This is a genomic window from Clostridium intestinale DSM 6191 (assembly GCF_900130055.1).
In the GTDB taxonomy this organism is placed as follows: domain Bacteria; phylum Bacillota; class Clostridia; order Clostridiales; family Clostridiaceae; genus Clostridium_T; species Clostridium_T intestinale.
In genome coordinates this window covers 1-16,616 of sequence record NZ_FQXU01000010.1, presented here as the reverse complement: position 1 = coordinate 16,616, position 16,616 = coordinate 1, and the positions used below count along the sequence as shown (strand labels likewise).

Sequence of the window (16,616 nt, the reverse complement as noted above, 5' to 3'; positions counted from 1 at the left end):
TGTATTTTGCGACAAATGCACCCAAATGTTTAGAAAGTGTTTAGAATACATTAGTATACTGTAATGTAACATAGATAATATGTTAAATTTTTTATTGAAAGAGGTGAGAGAATGAAGAAAAAGAGATTTTCTATGGTTACTGCTATCTTTACATTGATTATGCAGATTATTTCTATAATCCAACCTGTAAGGGGTCTTGCAGCTACAGGAAAGGATGTTACTAATACATTTGATTTTATAACTGGGATAAGTTTAACTGATAACAATGGAAATGCTTTAGGCGCAAATGTAGCTAAAGATGCAGAGGTAAGAATTAATTATACTTGGAGTATACCTAATAGAATTGATGGTCAAGATTTAGATGTTAATTCAGGTGATTATTATAGATTGCAATTACCTCAAGAAATTAAAATTTATTCAGCAATAAATTCAAATATTAATGATACTAGTGGAAATAGAGTAGCAACCATGAACATAAATACTAGTGGATTAGTAACCATCACATTTACAGATTATCCATCCACGCACTCAAATGTAGCAGGAAATTTTTATGCTAGTAGTCGATTTGATTCTACTAAAATAGGTACTAATAATCCTATACCAATTGAGTTTACTATTCCTGGAATTGAAGAGCCAACTATAGTAAAAGTAGACTTTGCTCAAGCAAATCCATCAATACAAAAAGATGTAGATGGTGGATATAGTGCCGCTACTGATGAAATAACATGGAAGATAACTATTAATAAGGAAAATGTAAATGTAAATAGTGCAAGTATTGAGGATACCATACAGGTAGGGCAGAATTTTGTACCTGGATCAGTTAAAGTTAATGGGGTTTTAGATAACAGTAGTAACCACAGCTATGATTCAGATAACAAAAAATTTGTATATAACTTTGGTGACATAACCACACAAAAGGTGATTACATTTAAGACAAGCATACATGATGATTTAGCAGCCAAAGGACAAGATACTTATACTTATAGTAACAATGCAACATTGAAATACACAGAAAAAGGTTCAGCTAAAAGTGTAACATCCAGTACTAAGTCTGTTTCTGTTCCAGTGAAGCTAATTAGTAAAAGTGGAAGTTATGATAGTGAAAATAAGAGAATTAATTGGACTATAACTGTTAATGAGAGTGGGAGAACGATTAATAATGCGGTAGTTAGTGATCCTATTCCTGATGGTCTTACTTTAGATCAATCAACAGTTAAGGTAGATGGAGTTAATGGATCAAATTATACAATTTCAGGACAGAACTTCACTTACAATTTAGGCAATATAACTTCACAAAAAGTTATTACTTTTTCTACGAATGTAGATTCAGCTGTTTACAATAGCAATACATCTCCTACATATACAAATAAAGCAACATTAACAGGAGATGGAGTAGCAAGTGGAACATTTGGAGAGATAGGAGTTGGAGTTCATACTAATATAATCAGAAAAGAGGGCGATGGGTATGATGCTTCTACAGGTATAATCACATGGAAAATTACAGTGAATAGTAATCTAACCAATGTAGGAGCAGGTGCAGTAGTTACTGACACAATTTCTAGTGGACAAACATATGTGGAAGGTTCTGCAAGTATAGATGATACCCAAAATGGTTCCTTCACTACTTTAGAATCAGGTCAAGTAGTATATACTTTTAATAATGGATTTAACAAAACATATGTTATAACTTTAAAAACACAAGTTACAGACGTTAATAAGTTTAGAGCAAACTATACTGGTAGTTTTAGTAATGATGCTAAAGTAGTAGCACCAAGCATAAATCAAACTACTACAGGAACTCAAAGTATTACTAGTAATGTAATTACTAAATCAGGAACAAATTATAACTACTTAACAAGAGAACTTACTTGGAAAATAGAAGTTAACAACAATAAGATGCCTATAACTAATGTAGTAGTTACTGATGCAATTCCAGCCGGACAGCAGTATGTTAGTGGATCAGCTAGCATTGATGATTCTACTAAAGGTGCATTTGATAGTGATAGCAATATAAGTTCAACAGGTTTGTTTAAGTATACTTTTAATAGTCAAATAAATAAAAAGTACACTATAACTTTTAAAACAAAGATTATAGATTTAAGTATTTTTAATACAAACGGTAATAAAACGGTTTATAATACTGCATCAATTACAGGAAGTGAAATCCCTACAACTGGAGTAGCGAATAGCCAAGGAAATAGAACTATTAATAACTCTGTAGTTAATAAAGCATCAGCATATGCTTATGGTAATTCATATATAGATTGGACAGTAAAAACTAATTCTAACTGGAATATCGATTTATCTAATGCAACTATAACAGACTCACTACCAAGTGGATTAGAGTTAGATACAGATACCGTAGAATTATATAAGGCAATAGTAAGTTCAACTGATGGAAGTTTAACTCAAGGAAACAGTATAGAACTTACAGGAGATAATGTTAAATATGATCCTGTAACTAGAAAATTTGAATTTACCTTCCCAGCAGATGCAGGTACAAATGCATATATACTTAAGTTTAGAACAAATACAACTAGAACAGGTGATTTTTCTAATACAGTAGAATTTAAGGGAAGTGGAGTTCAACAAAGCTCTACTAATAGCCGCACTGGCGTTTGGTTTTCAGTAGGTGGTGGAAGCGCTACTGGAGATACTGCTAGCATTAAGTTAATAAAATATAATGATGATGGTTCTAAAAAATTAAGTGGGGCAGTATTCCAACTTATAGATAAGTATGGAAATGTTAAGGCAACTTCAGCTGCTACTGGAAGTGATGGGGCTGTTACATTTAGTAAACTTAAGTATGATAGGGATTACTCTATTAAAGAAATTACAGCACCAACAGGATATAAACTGAATAGCAGTGTATATACATTCCAAATTAAAACAGGGTTAAACCAAGGCACTACTTACGACAGTTCAGATGGAGTGCTTAAATATTCAAGTAGTGATAATACTAATAAAATTGTTACTTATAATTATAGAGATAGTATATTTAAAGGTAGTATAGAATTTTATAAAAATGGGGTAGACGGAGTTCTACAAGGATCAGTATTTACTCTTTATACAGAAGATGGTAATACAGTAGTTAAAGATTTTTCAGGAAACAACATAACTGCAACTAGTGGAAGCGATGGAAAGGTGTTATTTACAAACATACCTTATGGAAAATATAAGATAAAGGAAACTTCAGCACCTACATCTTATAGCATATATAAGGCAGACATAACAGCTGACCTAACAACTATTAGTGGAGATGGACAATCTGTGCATGCATCCCCATATTTAGTATTTAATACTAAGATAAAAGGCTCGGTAAAAATAACGAAAACTGATGAAGAAACTGGAGCTAAAATACAGGGTGCATCAGTAGCTATTTTTGATAATAATAAAGAACAGATTAGGAATGCTAAAAGTACAGATGTAAACGGACAAGTTCAATTTGATAACTTAGAATATGGAGATTATTTTTATCAAGAAATTAGTTCTCCAGATAATTATGTTTTAGATAATACTTATCACTCATTTAAAATTGAAGCAGATAGCACATCATCAAATCCTCAGGCTTTAAGTTTTACTAATAGAAAGGTAAAAGGCAACATATCTTTCACAAAAGTTGGAGAAGGCAGTGATAGTAGTAAGCTTCAAGGAGCAGTTTTTGGACTTTATCAAAATGATGGAGTTACTGAAGTTAGAAATTCAAGCAATCAACCTGTAAGAGTTACTAGCGGAAATGATGGAAAAGTAGTGTTTAATAGTATTGAGTATGGAAACTATAAGATAAAAGAAATAACTCCACCAGTAGGTTATAATTTGAATACTGAAGTTTTAGAAGCTACAATTGGAAAAAATGATAATGGACAAACTGTAAATCCTAAGATTGATGGTCAAACTGTAAGTACTGTGAAAAATATTAAAATAAGAGGAACTATAGAGTTTATTAAAACTGGAGAAGACTCAGATGCTCAAGCACTTCAAGGTGCAGTATTTGGATTATATAAACAAGACGGGGTTACACCAGTTACAAATTTACTTGGAGATATAACATCAACTAGTGATATTGATGGTAAAGTAAGATTCAGTGGAGTTGAATATGGTAGCTATAAGATAAAAGAAATTTTATCGCCTACAGGATACAATGTATCAACACAAGTTTTAAATGCTACCATACAAGTGCAAGGAAACACAGTTACACCTAAAGACAGTATTTCAGGAAATGATGTTTCTGTATTTAATAATTCAAAAGTTAAATCAACTATTAAAATTGTTAAATATGAAGCTGATGGTACAACACCTTTAGCAGGGGCGGAGTTTACACTTTATAATGATGATACAAATCAAGTTATAGAGACAAAAACTACTGATGCAAGTGGAATAATACTTTTTGGAAACTTAAAGTATGGAAAATATAGAGTGCAAGAAACAAAAGCACCACAAGGATATGTTTTATCTCAGATAATTATTAAAAGAGAGATAGGCTCAACTAGTGATAATGCTCAGACATATACTTATGATGTTACTAATGTAAAAATAACAGGTAGTGTAAGCCTTCAAAAGAATGATGAAAAGGGTAATTCTATTAAAGGTGCAGAATTTACACTTTATGATAAGTCAGATACTTTATATTTAAATCCATTAGCAGTTGTATTAAGTGATGATAATGGAGTGATTAAATTCTTAAATGTAGTATATGGAGATTATGTTGTAGTTGAAACTAAAACATCTGATAATAGCTTTGTGCTTTCAACAACTCCTTTAAATGCAGCAATAGGTGATAATGATGATGGTAAAAACATAGAGTTAGGGCTTGTTGTAAATGTTAAGAAAAAAGGAACCATTAAAATCAAAAAAACTGATTTAGGTGAAAATCCATTAAAAGGAGCAGAATTTACTCTTTATGATAGTAATGAAAATGAAGTAGAGACTGTAATTAGTGATAACAATGGATTAGTAACTTTCAATAACGTAATATATGGACAATACAGCGTAAAAGAAACAAAAGCACCTACAGGATATAATATTAATAATGAAGAAAAGTCAGTTAATGTAACTGAAGATGGTAAAGTTTATGACTTAGGTAATATTGTTGATATTAAAATAACTGGAGGAATAGAGATATCAAAAACAGATATCTCAACATCAGCACCAGTATCAGGAGCAACCCTTACTATCTATACTAAAAATGGAGACAAGGTAGTAGAAGGAGTAACTGGTCAGGATGGTAAAATACAATTTAATAGTTTAGAGTATGGAGACTACTACTTTGAAGAAACAAAAGCTCCAGAAGGATACTTATTAAATACAGACAAACATCCATTTAGTATCAGAGAAGAGGGGGCTATTCTAAAAGATAGCTTAACTAATACAATGATAACTGGAGGAATAAAGATATCAAAAACAGACTTCTCAACAAAAGAGGCAGTACCAGGAGCAACTCTTACTATATACGATAGGAAGGGTGGTAAGGTAATAGAGGGAATAACTGGACAAGATGGAACTATAGAGTTTGATAAACTAAACTATGGAGAGTACTATTTTGAAGAAACAAAAGCTCCAGAAGGATATTTATTAAATCCAGATAAACATGAATTCAGTATCAAAGAAGATGGAGTTATTTTAACTGACAGTTTAACTAACACTATGATAACTGGAGGAGTGGAGATTACAAAAACTGATTCTGTAACAGGTAATCCTATAAAAGGAGCTAGCATAGCATTATTCACTAAGGCTGGACACCCAGTAGGAGATGAATTCCAGTCTGTAACAGATGAAGAAGGTAAGGTTAAGTTTGAAAATCTATTATATGGAGACTACTACTTTATAGAAACAAGTGCACCAGAGGGATATTTACTAAATACAGACAAACATGAATTTAGTATTAAAGAAGATGGCGTTGTAGTAGAAGAAGCCTTAACTAATACAATGATAACTGGAAGCATAAAGATATCAAAAACAGATGTCTCAACATCGGAGCCAGTACCAGGAGCAACCCTTACTATATATACAAAAGATGATAGGAAAGTTGTAGAAGGTTTAACTGAGGAAGATGGAACAATACAGTTTAATAAATTAAACTATGGAGATTACTATTTTGTAGAAACAAAAGCTCCAGAAGGATATTTATTAAACCCAGATAAACATTCATTCAGTATCAAAGAGGATGGAGCTATATCAACAGATAGTTTAACTAATACAATGATAACTGGAGGCATAAAGATATCAAAAACAGATTTATCAACATCGGAGCCAGTACCAGGAGCAACACTTACTATCTACACAAAAGATGGTAAAAAAGTTGTAGAAGGTTTAACTGAGGAAGATGGAACAATACAGTTCAATAAATTAAACTATGGAGATTACTATTTTGTAGAAACAAAAGCTCCAGAAGGATATTTATTAAACCCAGATAAACATTCATTCAGTATTAAAGAAGATGGAGTTATTCTACAAGATAGCTTAACAAACACTTTAATAACTGGAGGAATAAAAATATCTAAAACAGACTTCTCAACAGGATCGCCAGTACCAGGGGCAACTCTTACTATTTATACTAGTGACAATAAAAAAGTAGTAGAAGGGGTAACTGGGAAAGATGGAACTATACAATTTGATAAGTTAAACTATGGAGATTACTACTTCATAGAAACAAAAGCTCCAGTAGGATACTTATTAAATCCTAACAAACATCCATTTAGTATCAAGAAGGATGGTGTTATTGTAAAAGATAGCTTAACAGATATAGCTAATTTCCAAATTACTATGGATGCAGAACCTAATTCAATAGTTGGTGATGGTAAATCAACAACAGTTATAACAGCCAAGGTAGTTGATGAAAATAACAAACCTTTAGCTGGAATTAAGGTAGAGTTCTCCGCAGAAAAAGGTGATTTTCCAAAAGGAAGTTCAGCAGTCACCGATGAAAATGGAGTTGCTTCAGTAGTATATAGATCTAGTAAAATAGAAGGAATAGAAAATCAAGTTATACCTGTTAATGTATATATTCATGATGAAGAGCATGGATTAAATGCCCAGGATAAAATAAACATTACATTTATGCCAGGGATAATACAAGGTGTAGTAGTAGATAATGATACAGGTCTTCCGATAAAAGGAGCAATAGTTGAAATAAAACAAGATTTTGACGGAGATGGAGTAATAGACTTTACAGCCAAAGTTATTACTTCAGATGATGGAAAATACAAGATAGTTGTTCCTAAGGGAGATGTAACCTATAACTTATTTATAACTAAACCAGTTGAGATTAATGGAAAGATGGAAAATAAGACATTTACCCAAAAATCACATGCTGGAACTATGACAGGAAGTGGTGAAGATGTTTTTGATTCCGTAAAAACTGCCGCTGGTGTAATATTAGTTAAAAATGTAGATGGAACTAAAGGATATCTAAATGATTATTCTAAATATTCAATTGAGTTCCCAGGAAATAGTACTGATATCAAAATCGGAAATGATGGAAACTCTAAAGGTATTTTTGAAATTCCAAACCTTGAAAAAGGTCATGAATATAATTTAAATATTGTATATCACTTTGAGGATGGAACTAAGATAGTAGTTGGAAAGATTAATTTAACATTAGATTCAAATGGTGAAATGATAATAAGTACAGCTCTTATTGATCCATATGGAATTATTACAGATGCAACTACAGGTAAAGTAATAGAAGGAGCAGATGTTAGATTATATTATGCAGACACTAAAAGAAATGTGGATGCAGGAAAGAAACCAGGAACTTTAGTAGAGCTTCCAGGGCTAGAAAACTTCCCTCCAGCAAACAATAAAAATCCTCAAATTAGTGATAAGGGTGGAAATTATGCGTTTATGGTTTTCCCAAACACTGATTACTATATCGTTGTTACTAAACCAGGATATGATACATTCACAAGTGGTACAATAGAAGTTAATGATGAGATTGTTAAACTAGATATACAAATGACGCCAGCAAAGAGCACTCAAGTTATTGATAAAGTTGATGATTCAAAACTTCCTCAAACAGGAAGCTTGGTTGGATTAACAGGATTAGTAATGATGGGATTGATGTCAATAATTTCTGGATTAATGATGATTTTTACTAAGAGAAGAAGATATATTTCCAAACATTAATAAAAATCTATAAAATTTATAGCCTCAAGATAAACATAAAAGGTTGTCTTGAGGCTATTTTCATATTAAGAAAATTATCAAAGATATAATTTGGTGTATAATTAATAAAAATGACTTGTAATAAGGGGATTTAATAAAAGTAATTTATAGCGAGGGGAGAGACAAATGAGTATATTTCTTTATATCTTATCTAATAACATAATACCAATATTTTTTCTAATAATCTTAGGTTATATATTAAGCAAGAAGTTTAATTTTGACATTAATACACTTAGTAAAATAAATATATATTTGTACATGCCTTTTTTTATTTTTACACAGATATATAGCACCAAAATGCCTGATAATATGGGGAGAGTTCTTCTATTTGTAATAATTTTAGCTGTATTTAATTCCATAGTATCATCATTAGTAGCTAAAATAAGAAAATATGATGAAGGTTTTAAAAATGCATTTATAAATTCTATAATATTTTATAATTCAGGAAATATAGGAATTCCTCTAATTACTTTAGTGTTTAGCAGTGCACCGTTTATAGTAGATGGACAGACACCTTATTTAACAGCGGCATTAACAACTCAAATAGTAGTGCTAATAGTACAAAATATATCTACCAATACAGTAGGTTTTTATAATGCGGGAAAGGGAAGTATGCATTGGAAGGATTCTGTGAAGAGTATATTTAGAATGCCAGCAATATACGCTATACCTACAGCATTTTTATTAAAACTTGTACCATATAACTTAGAGAATTTTCCTTTGTGGCCTGCCTTTAATTATTTAAAAGAAGGACTTATATCTATAGCACTTATAACTTTAGGAGCACAACTTGCAAAGACTAAGTTTGCCTTTAATAATAAAGAAGTTTATATTTCAAGCTTTGTAAGGCTTATAGGAGGGCCTATAATTGCCTTAATAATATTAAAGTTTATTAATATTACAGGAGTTTCTGCTCAAACATTAATGATTTCTTCAGCGTTACCTACAGCGGTTAATACCGCACTTATTGCAGTAGAGAGAAAAAATCATCCTGATTTTGCATCTCAGGCAGTTATGGTGGCTACTTTAAGTAGTGCTGTTACTTTGGTTTTAGTTGTATATATTTCTAGAATTATTTTTCCAGTATAAATAAGTTAATATGATATAATTTTATGGGGTGATATTATGAAAGATAAGATTATAGATTTAAGAAGTGATACGGTAACACAACCTACTCAAGAAATGAGAGAAGCTATGTTTAAAGCTATGGTAGGTGATGATGTATACGGAGATGATCCAACTATAAATGAACTTGAAGAATATGCAGCTAAGGTAGTAGGAAAAGAAGCTGCTTTATTTGTACCTAGTGGAACTTTCGGAAATCAGTTAGCTTTATTTACTCACTGTAAAAGAGGAGATGAGGTTATACTTGGGGATGATTGTCATATAGTAGCTCATGAAGTTGGGGGATCTGCGGTTATTGCTGGAGTTCAACTTAGAGCTTTAGAAACAGTTAGAGGACAACTTAATTTAGATAAGGTAAGGTCAATTATAAGAACTGAGGATGAGGATATACATTTTCCAGGAACTTCTTTAATATGCCTTGAAAATGCTTATTCAAACGGAGCTGTTTTACCTTTAGACTACGTAAAAGAAGTTTATGAAATAGCTAAGGATAGAAATATAAATCTTCATATAGATGGAGCTAGATTATTTAATGCAGCTACTTCTTTAGAAGTTGATGTTAAAGAAATTACAAAATATTGTGATTCAGTAATGTTTTGTTTATCAAAAGGCCTTTGTGCACCTATAGGATCAATGCTTGCAGGAAGTAAAGAATTTATAGATAAAGCAAGAAAGAAAAGAAAGCTTTTAGGTGGAGGAATGAGACAAGCTGGATTCTTAGGAGCTGCTGGACTTATAGCCTTAAAAGACATGACTAAAAGATTAAAGGAAGATCATGATAATGCAAAATATTTAGCTCAAAGACTAGAAGAAATTCCAAACATAAAGGTTGATAGAGACAATCTTGATATTAATCTAGTATTCTTTAAAATAGAAAACTGTCCGCTATCTTCAGAAGAAATGGTTAATATCTTTAGTGAAAAAAGAATAAAAATAAATGGACCAGAGGTCGGCAAGATGAGATTTGCAACTCACTATTGGGTTAACAAGGAAGCTATAGACTATGTAGTTGAGGTAATGAAATCAATATTAAGATAAAGAGTATTGAAAAAGTTAAAAACTAATGATAGTATGTAATTATCTTAAATAAGAAAGGGAGTATATTTGTGAGTGAGGTAGTTTTAAACTAAGTAATTAAATAATAAGTCTTAAAAATCAAACCTTTTATAGGTTTATTTGTTGATGGATTTTTTAGGCTTACACTTAGTAAAAACTGTTCACAACTCCTTAAGGTAAATAGGATTTTTTCTCATGAAAAATTTTATTACTTAAATTGTATTTGTACTGTAGGTGAACTCTGTTTGCTTACAGTTTTTTTATTCTTTGAATTAAATATTGAGTAGCTTTAATTAAGTGAAGAGTCTTTAAAATCCTCTAAATAAAAATAATGGAGGAATTAAAGTTGAATAATAAAACCACAGAATTATTAGAATATAACAAAATAAAAGATATATTAAAAGGATATGCTTTATCAGAAATTGCAAAAAGCAATATAGAAAAACTAGAGCCGTTAGTAGACAAAAACAAAATAGAGATGGATATGAAGGAAACTACTGAAGCGAGAAATGTAGTAAATATAAGCTCCAGCATACCACTTCATAGTTTGGCAGGCATAAATGGAATAAAGGAAAAGTTAGACAAGGGAATAATACTATCTCCAGAAGATTTAGAAACACTTTGTGGGCTTCTAAAAGAGATAAAAAAGATGAAGAAATTTATGGAAGATAAGCAGTATTATGCACCTAATATAAGCAGTTATATACATTCAGCATATGAAATGGAGGATGTAAGAGAAGAAATTGAAAAATGTATAGTTAGAGGAGCTGTAGATGATAGAGCAACATCTGCTTTATGGAAAATAAGAAGAAAGATATATGCTCTAGAAGATAAAATAAAGGTTAAGCTAGAAGCTGTGCTTAGAAATGAAAAATATAAAACTTATATTCAGGATTCAGTCATAAGCCAAAGAAATGGAAGGTATGTGATTCCTGTAAAAAGCAGTTATAGAAAAGATATAGAGGGAAGTATTCATGATAAATCCAATACTGGATCAACCACATTTATAGAGCCAGTAGAAGTTAAAAAGGCTCAAGATGAATTAGAAAGCTATAGATTTGAAGAGGAAAAGGAAGTATATAGAATACTATCGACCTTAACTAATCTAGTTTGCGATTATAAAAGAGAACTGAATATAAATATTGAGATAATGAGTAACTATGATTTTATATTTGCCAAAGGAAAATACAGCAAAGCAATAGATGGGAGAGCAGTTAGCTTTAACACTAAAAATTATACAAATATTATAAAAGGGAAACATCCACTAATAGGTCAATCAGCAGTACCTTTAGATTTTGAAATAGGAAAAGATTATAAAGGAGTAATTATAACTGGGCCTAATACTGGAGGAAAAACAGTTGCATTAAAGACTTTAGGGTTAATAACAATGATGGCTCAATCAGCTCTTCATGTTCCTGTAGATGAAGGAAGTGAAATAGGTATATTTGGAGACATATTAGTAGATATAGGAGACGGTCAGAGTATAGAACAAAACCTAAGTACCTTCTCTTCTCATATAAAAAATATAATTAATATTTTAGATAATGCAGATAAATATACCTTAGTTATTTTAGATGAAATCGGATCGGGAACAGATCCAGGAGAAGGTATGGGGATTGCTATTTCAGTACTTGAAGAGATATACGATAAAGGGGCAACTATATGTGCTACAACTCACTACAATGAAATTAAAAATTTTGCAGAAAAACACGAAGGTTTTATAAATGGCTCTATGGAGTTTGATATAGAAACCCTTAAACCATTATACAAGCTTAATATAGGAAAACCTGGTGAAAGCAACGCTTTTTTAATTGCACTAAGACTTGGGATGGAAAAGAAATTAATTGAAAAAGCCCATGAGATAGCTTATAAGGAAAAAGTGGATTACTCTCAATATAAAATAGTAAACACTAATAAGCTTGAAGAAACTAAAATTAATGAAGAGAAAATAGAAAAGATAAAGATTTTAGAAAAGAAAAATAATCAGGTTAAAGATAAGCCAAAGGAACCCCTATTTAATATTGGAGATTCTGTATTTATAACCTTTATGAATAGAACAGGTGTTATATGTGAAACTGAAAACTCTAAAGGCGAGTATGGAGTTATGGTTATGAGGAAAAAAATAAGAGTTAATAAGAAAAGATTATCTCTTTATATAGATAAAGAAGAATTGTATCCTGAGGATTATGACTTTGATATTATTTTTGAAAGCAAAGAAAATAGAAAAAAGAATAAAGTTATGAACAAGAGACATGTTGATGGTATGATAATTAATATAGAGGATAAATAAAACTTTATATTTTTAGTTTTAGGAGCTGATTTGTATGGGAGATTATATAAATTTTATAGAGAATGCATGGAAAAACTTTGTAGAGAATGATTATGTGGAGCCAAAGGTGAGAAAAGAAATTTCTGAATCTTGGGTTAGATGCAAAACCTATGGGGTTGATTATAATAGCGGAAGAGGAAGTAACAGATATAAAATAGATGTTGAAGTAAAAGCAAAAGAAAATGAAAATGAAACATTAATATCGGTAGCAATTCCAATAATGAAAAGTCTCTATAATATTGTTGAAGGAACAGGTTTTGCAATAATGCTTACAGATAGAGATGGATATATAATTCATATAATCGGAGATAAGGACATAATGAAAAGAGCAGATGAGCTAAATTTTGTAAAGGGTGCATTATGGACTGAAAAGATGGTTGGAACTAATGCTATAGGAACAGCTATGTATTTAAATAAGCCATTACAAACCATTGGAGCAGAGCACTATGGAAAGAGTCAACATTCATGGACTTGCTCTGCAGCTCCCATAAATGATGAACATGGGAACTTAGTTGGCTGTATTAATATGTCTGGAAATAGGTCAGATGCCCATTTACATACATTAGCCATGGTTATTTCAGCTGCCCAAGCAATAGAGAAACAAGTAGCTTTAACTAATTCATATAATCTTTTAAATACAACATTTGATTCTGTGTTTGAAGGCCTTATTTCATTAGATAGAGATTTAAAAATACAAAGAATAAATAATAGAGCAAGTGAAGTTTTAAGATTATCCAGAGAAGAAGCTCTAGACTTAAATATAAAGAGTGTAATAAGAAACATAGATCTTGAAGAAATAATTAATGCTAAAGGACATAATAATATAGATTGTGACTTTTATATAAAATCTAAAATTATAAAATGCATAATAAATGTTGTACCAATAAAAACAAATGAAGAGATTAATGGTATAGTTATTAGCCTTAGAGAAGCTAAACACGTTCATAAACTTGTAGGAAAAATTGTAGGTTATAAAGCAACCTATACCTTTGAGGACTTTATAACCAATAACTCTAAGATGAAAGAAGTTATAAATATGGCAAGAAAAGCTTCAAGTAGTGATTGTAATATTTTAATTGAAGGAGAGAGTGGCACTGGTAAAGAAGTTATAGCACAGGCTATTCATAACTTCAGTAAAAGATCTAATAAACCTTTTGTAGCAATAAATTGTGCCTCTATTCCGAGAGAACTCGTGGAAAGTGAATTCTTTGGATATGAAAGAGGGGCTTTTACTGGAGCCAATAAAGAAGGTAACCCAGGAAAGTTTGAACTAGCTGATGGAGGAACAATTTTTTTAGATGAGATAGGAGAACTACCTTTAGACATACAAAGCAAGCTTTTAAGGGTATTGGATAATAATAAGATCACTAGAATAGGAGCAACTTATGAGAAACAATTAAATGTTAGAGTTATAGGTGCAACTAATAGAGTTCTTAAGGATGAGATAAGAAAAAAGAGTTTTAGAGAAGATTTATATTATAGATTAAGTGTAATAAATATAAAAACACTTCCACTGAGAGAAAGAAAAGAAGATATAGAGTCATTAGTAAATAGTTTTATCCAGCTATTGAATAGCAATAATTCTATTGATAAGATAGTTACTCCAGATTATATAGAGAAACTTAAACAGTTGGAATGGAGCGGAAATGTAAGAGAGCTTAGAAATGTTGTGGAAAGAGACTATTACTTAAGCGAAGATGAACTAAGCGCTAAAGAAGATTGTGAAGTAAGTTTAGATAAGGAATTACTCACAAATAATGAAGAAGTAATATCAATGCAGGAATTAGAAAAAGAAAACATAGAAAAAGCTATATATAGTTGTGAAGGAAATATAGTAAAAGCTGCCTTACTTCTCAATATTAGCAGAGCAACTATTTATAGAAAGATAAAAAAATATAATATATCACTGTATCATAATGAGAAAATCTTTAAATAATCTCAAAATGATACAGATATAAATGTTTCATTTTGAGAATGTGAAGATAAAAAGGGCTTAATTAAGTCCTTTTTGTTTTGGCATAATAGTTGCTTTAATATTTGTGAATAAATTAACATTAACGTTAAGAAAGTAACGATTAGGAGGAATAGTTATGAAAGCAGCATTATGGTATGGAGTTAAAGATGTTAGAGTAGAAGAGATAGAGGAACCAAAGGTTTTAGAAGGAACAGTAAAAGTTAAAGTAAAATGGTGTGGCATATGTGGGTCAGATCTTCATGAATACTTAGGAGGGCCTATTTTTATACCAGTTGGACAACCTCATCCTTTAAGTAAAAATGTGGCACCAGTTGTATTAGGACATGAGTTTTCTGGAGAAGTTGTAGAGGTTGGAGAAGGTGTTAGTAAGTTTAAAAAAGGAGATAGAGTTATAGTTGAGCCTATGGTTGTTTGCGGTGAATGCCCAGCCTGCAAAGAAGGAAAATACAATCTTTGTGAAAAATTAGGTTTTCATGGTTTATGTGGATCTGGTGGTGGATTTGCAGAATATACAGTTTTCCAACAAGAATACATACACAAGATTCCAGAGGGAATGTCATACGAACAAGCAGCACTAGTAGAGCCAATGGCAGTAGCACTACATTCAATAAGAATAGCTAAGTTTGTAACTGGAAACACAGCTTTAGTATTGGGCTCAGGACCAATAGGACTTGCTACTATTGAGTGTTTAAAGGCAGCAGGAGCTAGTTTAGTAATAGTACTACAAAGAAAGTCTATAAGACAAGAATATGCAAAAAGAGCTGGAGCTGATTATGTATTAGATCCTAATGAATGTGACATAGCTACAGAAGTTAAAAAGTTAACAGGCGGATTGGGTGTTGATGTAGCATTTGAGACAACTGGAGCAAAGATAGGTTTAGATACAGGCCTTGACTCACTTAAATTTGAAGGGACTTTAGTAGTAACAAGTATTTGGGAAGGTGAAGTTAATATAAATCCTAACAAGCTAGTATTTACTGAAAAGAAAATAGTAGGAACATTAGCTTACAGACATGAATTCCCTGCAACAATGGCACAAATGAATGATGGAAGAATAAAAGCTGAGGGATATATAACATCTAAGGTATACATTGACGATATAGTTGAAAAAGGATTTGGAGCATTAACAGGACCAGAGAAAAAGAAACACGTAAAAATATTAGTAACACCAGAGAAAGAATTATTGTAAAAACAGAAGATTAATATATGGAGGAGAAAAATGTACAAGATAGTTAAAAAAAGACAGTTAAACGAAAATATCTATCTAATGGATATAGAAGCACCAAGAGTAGCAAAATCATCAAATCCAGGACAATTTATCATAGTTAAAATGGATGAAAAAGGTGAAAGAATTCCATTAACCATATGTGATTATGACGCTGAAGCTGGAACGGTAACAATAGTGTTTCAAACCTTAGGTGGCTCAACACAAAAAATGGCTACTTACAATGAAGGAGATTACTTCCATGACTTTGTTGGCCCACTTGGAGTACCTTCAGAAATGGTACATGAAGATTTAGAGGAGTTAAAGAAAAAGAAAATAGTATTTATAGCAGGTGGAGTTGGAACTGCACCAGTATATCCACAAGTTAAGTGGCTAAATTCAAAAGGAATTAATGTAGATGTTATAGTTGGGGCAAAAAGCAAAGATATATTAATATTAGAAGATGAGATGAGAGAAGTAGCAGGAAACCTATATATAGCAACAGATGACGGTTCCTATGGACATAAAGGATTAGTAACAGAAGTACTTAAAGATTTAGTACAAAATCAAGGAAAAGAATATGACTTAGTAGTAGCCATAGGACCTATGATAATGATGAAGTTCGTATGTCTATTAACTAAAGAGTTAGATATAAACACAATAGTAAGCTTAAACCCAATCATGGTAGACGGAACAGGAATGTGTGGAGCTTGTAGAGTAACTGTGGGAAACGAAGTTAAGTTTGCTTGTGTAGATGGTCCAGA

7 protein-coding genes are annotated in these 16,616 nt (G+C 31.3%); all 7 read left to right on the top strand.

Annotation, left to right across the window (positions count from 1 at the left end):
* Positions 1-111: 111 nt before the first annotated feature.
* Positions 112-8,124: a SpaA isopeptide-forming pilin-related protein gene (locus BUA92_RS15555; RefSeq protein ID WP_073021037.1), complete on the top strand. Its 8,013-nt coding sequence runs from the start codon at positions 112-114 to the stop codon at positions 8,122-8,124.
* 165 nt (positions 8,125-8,289) lie between these two features.
* On the top strand, positions 8,290-9,252 hold the full coding sequence (locus BUA92_RS15550; RefSeq protein ID WP_073021034.1) for an AEC family transporter: 963 nt from the start codon (positions 8,290-8,292) through the stop codon (positions 9,250-9,252).
* 36 nt (positions 9,253-9,288) lie between these two features.
* Positions 9,289-10,326 carry a low-specificity L-threonine aldolase gene (gene ltaE / locus BUA92_RS15545; RefSeq protein WP_073021030.1) on the top strand — a complete coding sequence of 346 codons (1,038 nt, stop codon included), beginning with the start codon at positions 9,289-9,291 and terminating at the stop codon, positions 10,324-10,326.
* Positions 10,327-10,690: 364 nt separating this feature from the next.
* On the top strand, positions 10,691-12,634 hold the full coding sequence (locus BUA92_RS15540; protein WP_073021027.1) for an endonuclease MutS2: 1,944 nt from the start codon (positions 10,691-10,693) through the stop codon (positions 12,632-12,634).
* Between the two features lie 34 nt (positions 12,635-12,668).
* Entirely contained in the window at positions 12,669-14,609 is a 1,941-nt protein-coding gene (locus tag BUA92_RS15535) for a sigma-54-dependent Fis family transcriptional regulator (RefSeq protein ID WP_073021024.1), read from the top strand.
* A gap of 154 nt (positions 14,610-14,763) precedes the next feature.
* Positions 14,764-15,837 (top strand): 2,3-butanediol dehydrogenase, encoded by a 1,074-nt coding sequence (locus tag BUA92_RS15530; protein ID WP_073021021.1) that lies wholly within the window; start codon positions 14,764-14,766, stop codon positions 15,835-15,837.
* Between the two features lie 30 nt (positions 15,838-15,867).
* On the top strand, positions 15,868-16,616 hold a 749-nt coding region (locus BUA92_RS15525; RefSeq protein ID WP_073021018.1), incomplete at its 3' end, for a sulfide/dihydroorotate dehydrogenase-like FAD/NAD-binding protein.